This window comes from Paenibacillus sp. J22P218, from assembly GCF_056269195.1.
In genome coordinates this window covers 475151-491840 of sequence record NZ_JBWDNL010000003.1, presented here as the reverse complement: position 1 = coordinate 491840, position 16690 = coordinate 475151, and the positions used below count along the sequence as shown (strand labels likewise).

Genomic DNA, 16690 nt, shown 5'->3' with positions numbered 1-16690 from the left:
GCGCATTATCCTTTCAACGGTGAATTAGCAGTGCCGAATTGCCGTTCGATCCAGGCGTCGGAGTAGACGGTATCCAAGTAGCGCTCGCCGCGATCATGGAGAATAACGGCACAGACGGAGTCGCTTGGAATTTGATCGTAGAGACGCGTCATAGCCGCAATGACGGCACCCGAGGACGGACCGGCAAGAATCGACTCTTTCTGTACGAGCGCTCTGCAGCTGGCTGCCATTTCACGTTCTGGTATATTCATAGAAATGTCCATAAAGGACGACTGGCCGAAGGGAGGGACGATGCCTGCCCCGAGACCGGGAAACACGCGCGGACCTTTGGCGCCTCCGAATATGACGCTGCCTTCGGCATCCACAGCTACGAGCTTCGTGCCAGGCGAGTGCTTGCGCGCATACATAGAGCATCCAAGCATCGTGCCGCAGGTGCTGACGCCTCCGACAACATAGTCGACTGTCCCAAGCTTGTCTACGATCTCGCGCATCGTGCCTTCATAATGAGCGCCGTAGTTGTTTTCGTTCGCATATTGGTTCGGCCAATAGCTGCCCGGTATACGCGTAAGCAGCTCTTGCACCCGCTGCAGCCTTGCAGGCAAATATTCGCCAGTCGCTTCATCGGGCTTTGCCACGAATTCAATCTCCGCACCGTATGCTTTCATAATTTTGATGTTCTGTTCGGATGTTTTTGGGTCGATGACGCATATAAATTTCATTCCATAATAGGAGCAAATGGACGCGAGGCTGATTGCCATATTGCCTGAGCTCGATTCAATGACGACTGACCCCGGACCAATTCTTCCATCCTTGATCGCTTGATTGATAATTCGTGCCGCAGGCCGGTCCTTGGAGCTGCCGTTCGGATTCATCAGCTCTAGCTTGGCGTATACTCGTATGCCGCGCTGCTCTTCGAATAGTTTGGACAGCCGCACGAGCGGCGTTTCTCCAATAACGGCCAATATATTGTCATTCACCACAATGGTCCACCTCTCACGAATAAATCTTTTTCGCCTTCACCGCTCCTCGTTCCAATTGCTCGTTATCCGTTGCTTTCGTTACGACAATCCCGCTTAATATTCGGTTTTGAATCATTTCGCCAATCTCGGGGATTTTCTCCTCAATGGCCTGCTGAATCGTTTCTATCATTGCTTCATCCAACGTTTTGCTCTTAATATGGACGGCAAGCTTATTGCCGCTAATGCGCACCCGCAGCTCCGCATCATGCACGTAGCGGTTGACGACCTCTTCAATGTCGTAAAGGCTAATCTTCTCGCCATGCTTCAGCTCCGAGCCGATTCGCTTGGAGATGCACCTGAAGGTCTGCCTTGGCACCCCGTTCACTATATGAGTCTCAAAATCTCTCACGACGTCATAAGTGACGAATCGAATAGCAGGAAACATGGAACGAACGAAAGAAGTCAGCACAAGTACGCCTTCATTCTCCTGAAGCGGAGAGAAGCTCGGATCAATTTGTTCAGCCGGCAGCGCTTCGGCGAATAACCCTTCTGATAAAACGTATTTGCCAAGCTCATGCGAGTAGGCGGCGATAGCTCCGATCTCGATGGAGCCGTAAGTGTCGAGAATATCGCTCCGCTGAATGCCGAAGCGTTCAGCCATATTGGCTTGCCATTCCAAGGTGGCGATCTCGCCTACAACGATTATTTTTTTGATGCCGAATGCGGACGGTGCGGGAGCGGCTGCGGCGATGCCATCCAAAATGGAAGGCATAGTGTAGAGGAGGTCGGGCTTAAAGGTGTCGAGGCGAGCAATGTGCTCTTCAATGGGAGAAGAGAAGGACAAGGAGTCAGCCGCGAAACCCATCTTCTCGAAAATAGTGACGGCCGTGCTGGCCGCATGCCCAGTACCCATATCGGCAAGCGCTTTGCGTACACTCGGTAGATCACTGCCCAGCCATTCTTGGAAGGAAGTCATCTTGGCATCGATATAGCGCTCATCATCCGACTCCGAATAATAGATGGACTTGCGCTTGCCTGATGATGTACCAGACGTCCGATAAACGGATAAGCCGGGTTCCGTTCTGCTCGATACTGCATAATACCCCTGTTCAAGCACTTCGGATGTAACAAGAGGCAGCTCTGCAACATTTTGCACAGAAGTATGGAGTCCCAACTGCGCGAGCCATTCGGTGTACCAGGGATGAAGCTTGCCTATCAGCTCTACTTGTTGCTGAATCGGCATTGCTAGAGTCATAGGTATGAACCTCCTATCGCATAGATTCAAAGCTGAATTACTTAAGCATATGTTCGCGATGACAGCTCGGTTCTGTTTATGACGATAGCGGCCTAGGGCTATTTTTTGACTAGTTTAATATTGTAACAAGAGACTGAAAATAACGGAGGGATTGCGTGGACGTGTATGTGAACAAGGCGGCAACGGTTCGAAAAGCTGGCAGTATCGAGGATGGCCCAAAGGCCGAGGTATCTATTAACAGCTACTCTAGGTACCGGAGAGGGTATTCGGGGCCAAAGAAGAAATTCAAAGCAGCGAAGAGGAAACGGGGATTATCGGCTGGGAACGGTCGCCCGGTCAGAAGCAGGCATGCGGCGCCTCCTAAGAGGAAATATGTACAACAAGCGCCGGTGAAGCGCAAGGTGTCTAAACCAGTCGTTAAAGTGAGCAAATCGTATAAGGATAAATGGGCCAAGACGAAGATACTGCTACGTAACGGAGAACTGCGTCATCATGTGCCGATGACAAAACTGTTCGGCAAGCAATCCTTGTATGGAATGCTGCAAAAATTCGGTATGGTCTATGTGAAGCCGACGGGCGGTCAAATGGGCATCGGCGTTATGCGCGTGGAAGCGTATCGAGGCAAGTTTACGTATCAGAATGGGCTTCGGAAGGCATCGTTCGGCAGTTATGAGGCGCTCTATTACGCTCTTGTCAGGGAGACGAGGGGTAAGACTTATATCGTGCAAAAAGGGATTAACCTGCTTAAGCATAAAGGCAGACCGTTCGATATTCGCTTAATGGTGCAGAGGTCGCCGTATGGCGGCTGGGAAGCGACGGGTACACTCGGAAGAGTAGCTCATCCGCGCAAAATCGTAACAAACGGCAGTCAGGGCGGATCCATATACCCGACTGCGCGTCTGTTGAAGAAATATTCCGATGCGGGTTATCGCAACCGTTTGCTGCGGCATATGGACTATATCGGTCTGGTTACGGCGAAGCAGCTTCGTGCTGCATATCCGGGGCTGCGCGTGATCGGACTTGACCTCGCGCTGGATAAACAAATGAAGCCATGGATATTGGAGGTTAACACGGCGCCCGATCCTTGTCCGTTCACGCTGCTGCCTGATCAGACGATGCTGCGCAGAATCATCCGTTACGCGAGGGCATATGGCCGCACCTATGCGTTGAATTGCGGCAAGGCTAGACGCGGCGTATAAGTGTAAATAGCAGTAATGCACGCCCCTTAATCGGAATGAACGATAGATTCCATTGAAAAGGCAGTGCGGAATCGAAGGCTCTCGACCGGGTCGCGCAAGTCCCGGCCGGTGAGCCTTTCGCATTTTTCGAGGCGATAGGTGACGGTGTTGCGGTGAACGAATAGCTGCTTGGCAGTCTCGGCCAGCTGGCAATGCGTCTCGTAGAACGTGCTTAGTGTCTTCAGAAGATCGCTTCGTTCCTTGCCTTCAATATGGAGCAGATCCTTGAACGTATCCTCGTAATATTCTCTCAGCTCTTCCTTCGGGATCATACGCAGCAGGTTATTGAAGTTTTTGGCGCGGTAAGGCTGGACGAACTGTCGCTTGCGGGCATCATAGCCGGTCTGCAGAGCTTCCACTGCCTCCTTGTAGGACAACGGAATGTCTGCGAGCTGAGAGACGGGGTTGCCTACGCCCATTGATATCGGAATGCCGTGCGACAGGTGCAGGCTATCGACGACTTGCCGCATTTGCTCGAGAAACTTGCTTACCTTGCCTGCCTTCACGTCAATACTTCGCTGCAAGGCAATTAATATGCAGAAATAATCGTTTTTGGTGAACAGAACGAACCGTTGATCGAGCTTGGAAAACTCGTTCTTAAGCACATTGTAATGGCGGTCGCGTTCCGAAATGAATCTGCCGTCTGATTCAAGCGTGTTCGAGGCGTCTGCGGTATCGTAGGACGTATCACGTTTGACAACGATGCTGACGTAGTAGGGATGATTCATCAGTCTATAATATTTGATGCGATGGGTAAGCTCTTGCTCCGAGGAAATGAGGCCATCCACAAAGTCGGAGAAAAACTCATTCTTGTAACGACGCGACCGCTCCTTTACCGCTTGCCGTTTCATAAGCTCAAGCCCAATCACGTTAGCTGCTTGCTCCATCGCATGCTTGGACAAGTTGTAGTGCTCATGGCTTCGATCAATGCTTGCAACGACGTAGCCTTCGAGCTGGTAGGTCATAATCGGGTGAAACACTGACGCCGCGATTGTAAAAGGCGTTTGCGGGAGCTGCCCTCCAGGTTCGAGAGAGGAACCGATTCGCTCTTGCAGGCTAGGAAGCAAGCTGCGGTATTGCTGCGAAGCAGGACCGCCGGAGTTGCATAACAGCTTAGCTTCCGAATCAATGAGCATAACGGGCGAGCTGATGAGAAGGGACAACTCCTCAATGATGTCTTGCGTCGACTTGCCCTGCATGATCATTTGCGAAAATTGCTTATGCGTTGTCAGCGCGTAGTTCAGCTCGTCCGTCCGTTTCTCTAGAATATGACTGAGCGAGTGGCTCGATATATCGCCAAGCGATTGCTCGAGCGACAGCTCGATGACTGGAAATTGCAGCTCGTCGGCTCGCTTAATGACTTCCGGAGGCACCTCGCGGAAAAATCGTTTGGTCTTAATGGCGAGGCCGGCGCAGCCGACATTAGCCATATTCGTAACGAGCGAGAGGAGCGCATCGGGATGATCCTTCATCGCGTAGCCAGTCGTCAGAAGCAGTTCCTGCGGCTTCAAATAATGAATGATGTCGGGCGCGTCCATAATGGTGATTGATTGAACGGTGTTGCTTATTCCTTCACGGCCGGCTACGACCACGGCATTCGCGTAGACAGGAAGCGATATTAAATCTTTGAGCAGCATGGTTAAACCACCCTCTACGAAATATATGTTAGATAATATGACATGAATATATCATTTATACGAAGCTGTGTAAATGCGGGATTGTTTATTCTGTTCAATGAATAGCGTTGATTTTTGGTCAGTGTACACAATGACAATTTATTTTGCAGCGTTTATGATGAGTTTATCTATCTTTAATTGATGTCATGTAAGTTAACGGGAAAAGTGTTTTGGCTCGAATAATGAGTTGCCGCGAGTCGGCATAGAAATACATGGAGAGGGCGGGTGGATGCATTGAGCGACAGAGGGAAGCTGGATTTGTTAATCAAAAATAGTTCCGTCGTGCTGAAGGACGAGGTTCGCATTCTCGATGTTGGCGTGAAGGATGGACTTATCGTTCAGCTTGGTCATGGCATTGACGCGCCGGCACTCGAAACGATCGATGCATCGGGCCTTACGGTGATGGCCGGTATGATCGATGCTCATGTGCATCTGAATGAGCCGGGACTTGGCGCATGGGAAGGCTTCGAGAGTGGCTCGGCTGCGCTTGCTGCCGGCGGCGTGACTACTTATATCGATATGCCGCTGAACGGGGTGCCTCCTACGGTGACGGTTGCCGCTATGCAGATGAAGCTGGATGCGGCGTATGAACGATCCTATGTGGATTATGCGTTATGGGGCGGCCTTGTTCCAGGCAAGCTGCATGAGTTGAAGCCGCTAAGCGACGCTGGTGTAGTTGGTTATAAAGCGTTCATGTCAGCGCCTGGGGGAGAAGGGGAAGATATCTTCCGCGAGGTTGACGACTATACGTTGCTTGAAGGAATGAAAATCATTAAGAGCTTGAACAAAGTGCTTGCGCTGCATGCCGAGAGTGAGCCGATCGTCTCGAAGCTAGCTGACGCCGCGCGGGCGGAAGGTCGACTTGGTGCTGCTGATTACGTCGCCACGCGTCCGATTGTGGCTGAGCTTGAGGCAATCAATCGAGCCTTGTTCTACGCCGAGCAGACGGGTTGTGCCTTGCACTTTGTGCATATAAGCAGTGAGGCGGGCGTTCGAGCCATTCATGAAGCGCGCGAGCGCGGCATGGACGTTACGGTAGAAACTTGTCCGCATTACTTAGCGTTTACCTCGGCAACAATGGTGGAGAAAGGCGCGATCGCCAAGTGTGCGCCTCCAATGCGGGACAACGAGGAACGAGAGCGTCTGTGGCAAGCGGTAAGGGAAGGTCGAATCGATCTGATTGCGTCGGATCATTCGCCATGCCCGACTTCAATGAAGGAAGCGGACAACTTCTTCGATGCGTGGGGAGGGATTGCCGGAGCGCAAAGCTCGGTCGCTTTCTTTGTAGGCGAAGGTCATGTGAAACGCGGTATTCCGCTTACTGAAATTAGCCGAATGATATCCGGCGAGCCTGCGAAGCGATTTGGCCTGTATCCCGCTAAGGGAGAGATCAGATTAGGCTCGGATGCCGATCTTATTTTAATAGACTTGAACACAACCTATGTACTGCAGAAGGATCAGCTCTATCATCGTCATAAGCATAGCCCTTATATTGGCGAGACCTTTCATTGCGGCATTATGGCCGTGTATAGCAGAGGGCGTAAGGTATATGACTCGGAGACGGGACTTGGCAGCGAGAAGCGGGGAACTTTTATCCGATAGTCCATGAGAGTTCTAATTGCAGCAGTGCTTTGAAAGGGGGAGCGGCCATGGGACAAGGAATTGCAGCACACCCGCAAGAGAAGGAAGAACTGCTCGCAATGTTCGAAGAGCAAATTGTAGAAGTGCTGGAATGGTTGGCCGCATTCAGTCCGGACGAGGCGGGCGGCGTAACTCGTCTGCTGTATAGCGATACGTGGCTGAATACGCAGCATGCGCTGGCTGAGCGGATGAAGAGCTACGGTTTCGTGACGGAGTTCGACGAGGTAGGCAATCTATTCGGCAAGCTGCCGGGGCAGCATACAGAGGCCTCTTCCATATTGACGGGCTCACATATTGATACGGTCGTGCAAGGCGGCAAGTATGACGGCGCATACGGCATTGCGGCAAGCTTGCTGGCGCTGCGCTACTTGCATGGCCGATACGGCAAGCCGAAGCGGACGATGGAGGTCGTTGCGTTATGCGAGGAGGAAGGCAGTCGTTTTCCGATGGCTTACTGGGGGTCTGGCAGTATAGCGGGCAAAAGGGACTTTGAGCAGGTTGCCCATTTGCAGGATATAGATGAGGTTTCGTTCATGGATGCGATGGCGAAGTGCGGCTTCGGGGAAGGCTCTGGCCGGAGCAGTCGTCGTCACGATATCGGCGCATTCATTGAGGTTCATATTGAGCAAGGAGCGGTGCTTGAGACGGAGAACGTAGCTGTTGGCGTTGTTGACGCGATAGCCGGTCAGAGACGAATGAAATTCGAGGTGACCGGCGAATCGAATCATGCCGGCACGACCCCGATGCATATGCGAAGAGATGCGCTGGAAGGTGTCAGTGCGATGATTCTGGAGCTGCGTCGCGAAGCGACTCGGCAAGGTGCGCCGCTGGTGGCGACGGTAGGGCGGCTGAATGTATTGCCGAACGTGCCGAATGTCGTTCCCGGCAAAGTGATGTTCACGGTGGATGCCAGACATGCGGACGAAGCGGCGTTGGGTCTCTTTTGCAAGTGGGTCATGGAGACGTTCAAGCGACTCGCCGATGAAAGACAGCTTGAGATTAGCGGGATGGAATGGTTTTGCGAGAAGCCTGTCCCGATGGATGCAGGTATTATACGCCATTTGGACGAAATAAGCCGAGAGCTGAACGTTTCTTCGAAGCGGATGGTAAGCGGAGCGGGGCATGACGCCCAAATGTTCGAGCACATCTGCCCTACTGGAATGCTGTTCGTTCCGAGCCGCGGCGGCATCTCGCATTCGCCGCTTGAATATACAGCACCAAGCGAGCTGGCTGTTGGCGTGCTGGTACTGACGGAGTTGTTGTACAGATTGGGGTATGGGGAGGAAGCGTTATGAAGGTATACAAGGATTTGTCGCCATCGCCGCGTACGATAATGACGCCGGGGCCGGTAGAGGTTGACCCGCGCGTGCTGCGGGCGATGTCGTATCCGATATTAGGGCAATTCGATCCCGAGTTCACTTCGATAATGAATGAAACGATGGAAATGCTGCGGAAGCTGTTCGTTACCGAAAATGAATGGGCATTTCCGGTGGACGGCACATCGCGGTCCGGTATTGAAGCGGTTCTCGTTAGCTTAATTGAGCCGGGAGATAAGGTGCTTGTGCCGATCTATGGCCGGTTCGGACATCTGTTGACGGAGATTGCCGAGCGTTGCGGCGCCGAAGTTGTGACAATCGAGAAGGAGTGGGGCTTCGTCTTCGATACGGAGGAGCTTGTCGCGGCAATACGGACACATCGGCCTAGGCTTGTTGCAATCGTTCATGGCGAGACGTCAACTGGGCGGATGCAGTCGCTTGAAGGCATTGGACAAGTGTGCCGCGAGCTCGACGCTTTGCTTGTCGTCGACGCGGTAGCCACGATAGGCGGCGTGGCGCTGGAGACGGACCGCTTGCTGCTTGACGCGGTTATCGGCGGCACGCAGAAATGTTTATCCGTGCCGGCGGGCATGGCGCCGATCACGTACAACAGCCGTGCGGCGGCGAAGATCGCGAGGCGCAAGAAAATCGAGCGCGGCCTGCTGACGGGCAACGAAGAGGAGTCGCTGCTGCGTCCGGTGCAGAGCAATTACTTCGACCTCAGCATGCTCCAGGATTATTGGAGCTCAGCTCGGTTGAACCATCATACGGAAGCAACATCGATGCTGTATGCGCTGCGAGAAGGGCTGCGGCTTGTGCTGGAGGAAGGCCTGGAGCCGCGTTATGCGCGGCATAAGGCGCATGAGGCTGCGCTTGTCGCCGGAATTGAGGCGATGGGATTGTCGCTGTATGGCGACCCCGGCTGCAAAATGCCGGTCGTCACCTGTGTCGAAATTCCAGAGGGAATCGACGGGGAAGCGGTCAGAAGTACGCTGCTGCAGGATTTTGGCATCGAGATTGCAAGCTCCTTCGGCGTGTTGAAAGGGAAAATATGGCGTATTGGCACAATGGGCTATAGCTGCAGCAAACGCAACGTACTGCTTACGCTCGGCGCGCTCGAAGCAGCTCTGTTGCGTCAAGGTCACAAGCTGGAAGCGGGCCGCGCCGTGCAAGCGGCATTGAACGCATATGCTTGACGTCGGCTGGCTCCGGCTCGATTTTCGAGCTGGTGGCCTCGACGCGCGAAACGTGTCAGCAGACGGCTATGTTGGATAATTGCAGTAACTATAGGCGGTTTTGTGTGCTGTTGGGGGCTATGTTGGATATTTGCAACATAGCCCTTTGTTTTGTGTCCAAAAAGGCAGTTAAACGCTCGAAGTTACTGCAAAAATCCAACATAGCTCACCGCACCCGCCAATTCAGCCCAAAGTTACTGCAGAAATCCAACATAGCGCAATAACGTGGCGACGGGGAGGGTCTGAAAGAAGGTAACATTGATGATGCCGCGGTTTACCGGAGCATGTGTAGCGCATTGCCGGTCAGCTCGTAGTAGCGGGCTGTTTTGCCTTGCGAAATATTGCGCATCCAGCCTTTCTGGACAAGGGTGAGCAATAGCTTGCGGGCGGTGCGGAAATCAATGTTTAAGAGGCTGCACACATCCTTGGGGCGAACCGGCCGCCCTAGACGCCATGCGAATGCAACAGTTCCTTCTCTGCAATGGCGTTGGAACCTTCATGATCCCTACGGAGCATGTGAGGGCCGATGACGTGCTGCAAAAGCATGCGGCACAGCTCAGGTCGGCGCTCGATATCATCGAAGGAGAAATGGATCATTTTCCAACCTAGGCCCGTAAGGAAGGTGTCTCGATTCAATGAGTAGTTAAACCGCTCCCTATCCATGTCCTTGATGTGGCTTTGGAAACCGTCGCATTCAATGCCGAATTTGCCGAATGGGGTAATGTAAGCCAGGTCCAAGAATTGAGACTTTCGATTCCAATCGTAGATTTCATATTCAGGATGACAATGCTCAAAGCTGCCGAATAGCGGCCACCATACATTCTGAAGCAGAAGCCTCTCGCCGAAACCGTGACCTCTTAGCAAACGGCCTTTGCGCTCGCCTTTTCTTTTTTTCAAATGCTCCTCGATAAGCGCCTTGTGCGCCAACTCGAACTGATCCATTCCACACGCCCCCTGGTTCTGAAAACAAAAAAAGAACGCCCTCGCCAAAAATGGCAACAGGACGTTCTTCGTCTAGCTCCTATTCTACCGCATCATGGCGATGTGGGGAAGATTACTTTGTTGCTTGGCTGAATTTTAACAAAGCTTTACTTTATTTTTACTTTCGCGCGGCGTTACTTTTACTCTACTTCTATACAATAGCTTCATAGCGGATGAATGAGGCAGGAGGTGGCGGATTGGTCAAGTACAAGTGGACGTTATTGTCGACGGCGTTCGTGCTCGTTCTTGCGGCGATATTTCTCTTGCAAGGAACGAAGGATGCCGGGGCGACTGGTGATTTATCGGATCCGTTCCTTGATCCGTACGCGTTATCCTTGGCGCATCGCCATGCGGGAGCGGGATCGGAGACGGCGGCGGAGAAAAGCGTGGCGATTCGACTGGAATGGCCGGAGGGTGAACCGCAGGCGGGCGTGTCGTCCAAGCTTTCGCTATCGATTGCCGGAGCCGGCGGTAAGCCGATCGATGCATTCGATATAACGAATGAGAAGCTGCTGCACCTCATCGTAGTAAGCGAGGATCTGCAGCATTTCCAGCATGTGCATCCTGAGTACAAAGGCAAAGGTAGGTTCGAACTGCCGGCAACATTCCCTGCTAGCGGCAAGTTCAAACTATATGCGGACTTTGTTCCGACGGGGCTGAATGAGCTCACGAGAACCGGACTGGTTACGGTGAGCGGCACGGCGGCAGGTTCGGCGTTGCTTCAGCCAAGTGAGGTGCTTGAGGCCAGTGTTGACGGGATGAAGGTGAAGCTCGAGTTCTCGGATGAGCTGGCGCCTCAGACGCAAATGAGCATGACCTATACGTTTACTGATGAGAAAACGGGTGATCCGATTACGGATCTTGAGCTTTACTTGGGGGCGGTCGGCCATGTTGTTGCGATCGATCAGACAACGGAGCAGTTCATCCATATCCACCCGCTTAACTGGGCATCATCAGGCCCTCAGGCTGTGTTCGGGGCAGCATTCCCTGTAAGCGGTATGTACAAAGTATGGGGGCAATTCCAACGAAACGGTAAGACGTTCGTAGTGCCGTTCGTCATTAAGGTGTAGCGGCATTAACGATTCGAGCCTTTATCCTCGCGAATGCGAGGATGGGGCTTTTTTTTGTTCTCTGCAAGGAGCGAAGAGATCGGCAGCAACATTTTACCGAAATGAGAGGAAGTTCTTATACAACCTTTACCTTGGCCTCCGTGAATTATTACCTTTACATGTTAGGATAATTGACATAGATCGAAAGAGAAGAGGGATGCGATGGTGTGAGATAGGGGTGGGCATACATTCTAGCAATTATAACCGCACGAGAATACGTTCATAACGGAGGGAAACTATGAATAAGAAAAAGATGGTTGCATCGGTTATCGCTTTGTCTGTCGCTTTTGCCACGGTTAGCTTCCTGCCAGGAGCGTTAGGCATCGATCGACTGAGTGCCGCAGAAATCAACAAGATGGTCTATCACCCGCTGAATCCGCTAACTCCGCAGGAGATTGAGAAAGCATCGCAAATTATTCGCGATTCCCAGTATGGCAGCAAAGATATGTATTTCTCCGAGATTAAGCTCGAAGAGCCGGACAAAGCGAAGGTTTGGGCTTGGGATGCGAATCCGATCACGAAGCTGCCGAGGGAAGCGACTTTCACGCTGATTAAAGGAAGTAAGCCTTACGAGGGTACGGTTAATCTGGACACCGACAAAATTACCTATTGGAAGGAAGTCAAAACCGGCTGGCCGCTCTATACGGAGTGGGGGCAAACGGAGTCCATTGTTGAGGCGGACGAAAAAGCGGTAGCCGCGCTTGCGAAACGCGGTCTTACCGACCTGTCCAAAGTACGGTTCGCCGACGGCCCGCTGGGCGATTACGGCCCGCAACTGACGCCTCCGGGCTCGCGTCTTGCCATCTCCGTACCTCGAGTGAGCGTAGAGGGTATGGTGAACAACATGGCTCATCCGATGGACGGACTTTCCTTCCTGGTTGACCTGAATGCGAAGAAAGTGCTTAAAATTTATGAAACAGGAACGCCCCCTATTCCAACAGATCTGAACGATTATTCGAAAGTGATCAAAACAAAACGTACGGATGAAATCAAGCCGCTCATCATTAGCCAGCCTGAAGGCGCAAGCTTCTCGGTTAAAGGCACGATGGTAGATTGGCAGAACTGGAAGTTCCACTTCCGTCTTGATCCGCGTGTAGGTCCGATTGTATCGACTGTTACGTACACGGAGAACGGCGACAAGCGTAAGGTCATGTACGAAGGCGGTCTTGGCGGCATGATGGTTCCTTACGGCGATCCGGATCCGGCTTGGCTGTACAAGATTTTCATGGACGCAGGCGAATACGGCGTAGGCTTGTCGGTTCGTACGCTCAATATGGGTTCCGATGTTCCGAAAAATGCAACGTTGTTCGACGCTGCGCTTAATGACACGGCGGGCAAGGCTAACGTAATTAAAGGCGCATTTGCCTTGTTCGAACGTTACGCCGATGCGGAATGGTCGCATAACGGCGACGCAAGGGAACGCCGTGAGCTTGTGCTTCGCGCGATTGCGACAATCGGCAACTACGATTACATTTTGGACTGGGTATTCCTGCAAAATGGTTCAATCAAGCTGATGGCCGGCGCAACGGGTCTTGCTCAAGCCAAAGCGGTTGACACGAAAACGATGTCCGACCCAACGGCGGCAAAAGATACGCGCAATGGCACGCTTGTGGATAAGAACATTGTAGCGCCTACGCATCAGCATATCTTCAGCTACCGTCTGGACTTGGACGTTGACGGTGAAACGAACTCCGTTGGCGAAATTTTGCCTAAGGCGATTACGGTATCCAATCCGGAATTTGCCCGCAGCGAAATGATTATGCAAGAGAAAACATACAAAACGGAGCAAGAAGCGATTCAAAAGTTCGATCCCGACAAAATCGTACTCGTTAAGAGCGAATCGAGAAAGAACATCCTCGGAAACACGACGGGTTATCAAGTTATTCCGTTCGCGGGCGGCACGCACCCGTTCATGGAAGAACCGCTCTTCACGAAAACGGACTATGTATTGAAACGTGCGGAATTCATTAATAATCACATTTGGGTTACACCTTACAAGAAGGATGAGCTATACTCGGAGGGCAAATACACGACGCATAATACGGACACGGGTCTTGGCCTCTGGACGCAGCAAAACCGTGATATTGAAAGCGAAGACTCGGTCGTATGGCTGACAACGGGTACGACGCACGTCATGCGTGCGGAAGAATTCCCGATCATGCCTACGGAGTGGGTGACGGCTATGATCAAGCCTTGGAACTTCTTCAATGAGACGCCAACGCTTGACCTGCCGATCATTGATCCGGCTGCCCAATAACACAGGTTATCCAGACTAAATAGACTAAAGTGAAATAGCCCGTTCGCGAGCCTAAGAGGCAAGCGAGCGGGCTATTGCGCTGCTGATTTACAGATTAGGTTTGTCGGCTTGTTGCTTGCTGCGTTTGCCGCGCTTGCGCAGCCATAACGTCAGTCCCAGCGATGCTGCGGCTATAGCTGCGACAACGGCCGCGATAATGGCGTACGGGGCAGACCCGGCGGATTCGGGTTCGGTTGCCGAGGCGGCTGCTGTTTCCTCCGGCAAAGGATTCTGCTCCTGCTCCGGCTGCTCTGCGGGTGTTGCTTGCGGCTTTGGCGCTATAATTTTCAAATTGGCGAGATTATGCTGCCATAACGGATTGTCGCGCCACTGGATGCCGAGGGAATCGGCGATGGAGGACCGGACCGTCACCTGAGCCTCCTTGCCTGCGTTAAATAGGGGATGAGCTCCGCGAATGAAGGCGTTGTTAATCCGAAGCTCGCCGTCCTTCACGTTGGAGAAGCCGTGCTCGCCCGCGCTTTCGAAATGCGGGAGCAGCATATTCACCGTTCCGTTCTCCAACACGATGCTGTTGACGGGCGCTCCCCAATGATCGGAGCTGAAGAAGGTGACTTCCCCGTCAAACCCGGTCCCCGTTTCGATATAGCGTCGATCCTCTGCCGCCCCTATGGTTACGAGCTGCGTATTTATGAAGTCGAAGCCTTGCGCCCCGGTCTTCTCGATGACAACCGATCGTTTGGCTCCGTCAACGCCGAGGCCGAGGCTGATTCCCGATGGTCCAATACCGTTCTCTTCGGTCAGAAGAAGTCCTCTCTCCGAGCCGAAGTGAAACACATTGTACAGAATTTGATTGCTGACGTTTCCGAGCGTCAGGAAATCGAGCTCGTTATATCCGTAATCGTAGATGGCCTGGAAATCCTCGTCCTTAGTGGGGGAGCTCGGCCAGCTGCCGTATTTCGATTCTTGCCCCGCCGCGTAGGGAAGCGGATTGAATTGCAGATTGCTTATAATTCCGTCCTGCGAACCGCCGCCCGCCGTAACGCCGTTATGGAAGACGTGTCCGGCGGCATAGTCGACATAATGGCGGTCCGAACGATGCGAGAATAAGTCGATGCCGTTATAGACGCCTCGCATGCCGATGTTGATAATGTAAACATCGCTTCCGAGCGATTGCATCAAATAAGGATAAGACGACACCTTCGGCATTCGCTGCTCGGGATAATCGAAGACGAGGCCGCGCACACCGCTGCTATGTTCAAGCTTCAGGAACGGCTCGCCGTTCGGATTGTCTCGGTCGGCATATACTTGAATAATGCTCCCTGGACCTGTTGGTACCGAACCGTTGTCTAGCGAGCCCTTCATCTCGACGCCGGCTGGAACGACGAGGCGGCCGAGCACTTTGTATTTGCCTGGAGGCAAGAATACAACGCCGCCGCCCTCATCGCCTGCAGTGTCCAGCGCCCGCTGGATGGCCTTCGTATTGTCCGTTTTGCCATCGGCCTTCGCCTGGAACGGCGCATCCGTGACGACGTAAAGTGCCTGTCGCTTCGGCTTGTGAGCCTGAGGCGACATGACGGGGAAGACTGGGAGCTGCTTGTAGGTGACCGGCGTATGGTCGATGATGGATATATATTTCGATCGATTATCGATCATTGGATCGCCATTGAACCGATTGCTGGTTAGAATGGCCCGGGATTCTTCGCCCAAGCTTACATGCGGCGATTGGTTATTGAAATCATTGTCGGAAGCGATCAAAGTGCCTCCGTCGATTGCGACTTTTCCGCTTGTAATATCGCATTGGCGCATCATCAGCTTCGTTAACGAGGCGGAGCTCGAATAGATCGCTTTCTCCGAAGCTTCAATGCTGCAGCCGTACAGCTGCAGCGCCCCTTCCTGCTCGGAGCTTGCAACGATGCCGTTCACGCTGTGCTCGATCTTGACGTTTGTGAACATAATGCCTACCCCGCTTACTCCGTCGAACAGGATGCCGGTCTTAGCGTCTTTGATGTGCAGATCGTAATGATGGCCGTTCGGCACCGCCCCTGGCGTGGCTATGGAATGGGCGGCGTGGTAGCCTATGCCGTAGCCTTCAATAGATACATAGCTCGTATAAGACCAGTCGTTGCGCCTCATTATAATGCCGGTGCCGTTCTCGTGGATCCATTGTTCATAGGATTCGCCTCTGTTGGGCGAGCCTGGCAGCCCGGAGCCTGCCCAATACGCAGGCGAGAAATCGACCCAATCGATCCGCCCGACGTCTACAATATTATCGATCTCTATGCCTTGGGATAGCGGTGTGCCGTAAATATTTTGAATAACGGGGCTCGTTCCTCCGTTTGTATGGGAGAACACAATTCCGGAGTAAGCGTTAACAAAAGTTAGGTTAGTGACATTGCAGTTCTCGTTGCCCCATATGTTAGGTCTGCCGAGCAAGACGGAGGGAGGGTATGGGACGATATCGTCGGGCAATTGCTCGGGGTACCAAATGGACAAATCTCGAATGCCGGAGGAGGTCTCCATCGTTATGAAGGCGGGCGCTTCGGCGTCGTTTCTGCCGGCGTATGCCATGAGAACCGTCCCTTGAACGGGTTGTCCCTTGATCGGTTTGGCCCACTCGCCGCGCAGCGTTACCCCTTTCGGCAATACCAGATTGCCTTGAACGACATATTTTCCTTCCGGCAGGAACAGCGTGCCGCCGCCTAGTCTGCCTAACGCGTCAAGCAAGGACTGGAGTTTGCTGGTGACATCGGTTATGCCGTCGCCGACGATGCCGTGTTCTGGAGCGGAATAGGCGGCTATGAGCGTGGAGCTGCTTTCGTAGAGTGGTTCGATCAACTGCCAATTTGGCGCGGGATCGTTAGCGGCGTACGTAGGCGAAGGCGGTATTGCTGCGAATGCAAGCGACAGAAGAATGGCTAGCGGAATGAGTCTTGATATTCGTTTCATTACATACGCTCCTTATGCAAAAGATGGAAGGTTCGATAAGTTGTTTCCATCCTATCCCAGCCTCGGAGCCCGAACAA

At 52.8% G+C, this 16690-nt stretch carries 11 protein-coding genes; 6 read left to right on the top strand and 5 right to left on the bottom strand.

The genetic code is table 11. The annotated features are described in order from the left end of the window. Positions 1-5: 5 nt before the first annotated feature. Together sbnA and AC0YN0_RS16875 are read right to left on the bottom strand one after the other, a co-directional pair. Positions 6-977 carry a 2,3-diaminopropionate biosynthesis protein SbnA gene (gene sbnA, locus AC0YN0_RS16880; RefSeq protein ID WP_475822300.1) on the bottom strand — a complete coding sequence of 324 codons (972 nt, stop codon included), beginning with the start codon at positions 975-977 and terminating at the stop codon, positions 6-8. Positions 978-993: 16 nt separating this feature from the next. Next, the gene (locus tag AC0YN0_RS16875; protein WP_475822299.1) at positions 994-2214 is read right to left on the bottom strand and encodes a phenylacetate--CoA ligase family protein; all 1221 of its coding nucleotides are present in this window, start codon (positions 2212-2214) and stop codon (positions 994-996) included. Between the two features lie 155 nt (positions 2215-2369). Here AC0YN0_RS16875 and AC0YN0_RS16870 point away from each other — a divergent pair, with 155 nt between their 5' ends. Beyond that, positions 2370-3413, top strand: coding sequence for a YheC/YheD family protein (locus AC0YN0_RS16870; RefSeq protein WP_475822298.1), 1044 nt, complete (start codon positions 2370-2372; stop codon positions 3411-3413). 26 nt (positions 3414-3439) lie between these two features. Here the strand turns inward: AC0YN0_RS16870 and AC0YN0_RS16865 are convergent, their stop codons facing one another. Continuing rightward, a complete protein-coding gene (locus tag AC0YN0_RS16865; RefSeq protein ID WP_475822297.1) occupies positions 3440-5089 on the bottom strand; it encodes a PucR family transcriptional regulator in 1650 nt (549 codons plus the stop codon). Positions 5090-5353: 264 nt separating this feature from the next. Between AC0YN0_RS16865 and AC0YN0_RS16860 the strand changes: the two genes are divergently transcribed. The 3 genes from AC0YN0_RS16860 to AC0YN0_RS16850 are packed head-to-tail and all read left to right on the top strand — an operon-like array spanning position 5354 to position 9281. After that, on the top strand, positions 5354-6730 hold the full coding sequence (locus AC0YN0_RS16860; RefSeq protein ID WP_475822296.1) for an allantoinase: 1377 nt from the start codon (positions 5354-5356) through the stop codon (positions 6728-6730). A gap of 47 nt (positions 6731-6777) precedes the next feature. Then, positions 6778-8064, top strand: a complete 1287-nt coding sequence (allC, locus tag AC0YN0_RS16855) for an allantoate deiminase (protein WP_475822295.1) — start codon at positions 6778-6780, stop codon at positions 8062-8064. Then, entirely contained in the window at positions 8061-9281 is a 1221-nt protein-coding gene (locus AC0YN0_RS16850) for a pyridoxal-phosphate-dependent aminotransferase family protein (protein ID WP_475822294.1), read from the top strand. Before allC ends, AC0YN0_RS16850 begins: the two co-directional genes overlap by 4 nt. Positions 9282-9764: 483 nt before the next feature. On the opposite strand, the gene AC0YN0_RS16845 is transcribed toward AC0YN0_RS16850, so the two are convergent. Beyond that, a complete protein-coding gene (locus tag AC0YN0_RS16845; RefSeq protein WP_475822293.1) occupies positions 9765-10262 on the bottom strand; it encodes a hypothetical protein in 498 nt (165 codons plus the stop codon). A gap of 236 nt (positions 10263-10498) precedes the next feature. Here AC0YN0_RS16845 and AC0YN0_RS16840 point away from each other — a divergent pair, with 236 nt between their 5' ends. Continuing rightward, the gene (locus AC0YN0_RS16840; protein ID WP_475822292.1) at positions 10499-11371 is read left to right on the top strand and encodes a hypothetical protein; all 873 of its coding nucleotides are present in this window, start codon (positions 10499-10501) and stop codon (positions 11369-11371) included. A 277-nt stretch (positions 11372-11648) separates the two neighbouring features. Further along, positions 11649-13667 carry a copper amine oxidase gene (locus AC0YN0_RS16835; protein ID WP_475822291.1) on the top strand — a complete coding sequence of 673 codons (2019 nt, stop codon included), beginning with the start codon at positions 11649-11651 and terminating at the stop codon, positions 13665-13667. 87 nt (positions 13668-13754) lie between these two features. On the opposite strand, the gene AC0YN0_RS16830 is transcribed toward AC0YN0_RS16835, so the two are convergent. Beyond that, positions 13755-16613, bottom strand: a complete 2859-nt coding sequence (locus AC0YN0_RS16830) for a glycosyl hydrolase family 28-related protein (protein ID WP_475822290.1) — start codon at positions 16611-16613, stop codon at positions 13755-13757. Between the last annotated feature and the right edge of the window lie 77 nt (positions 16614-16690).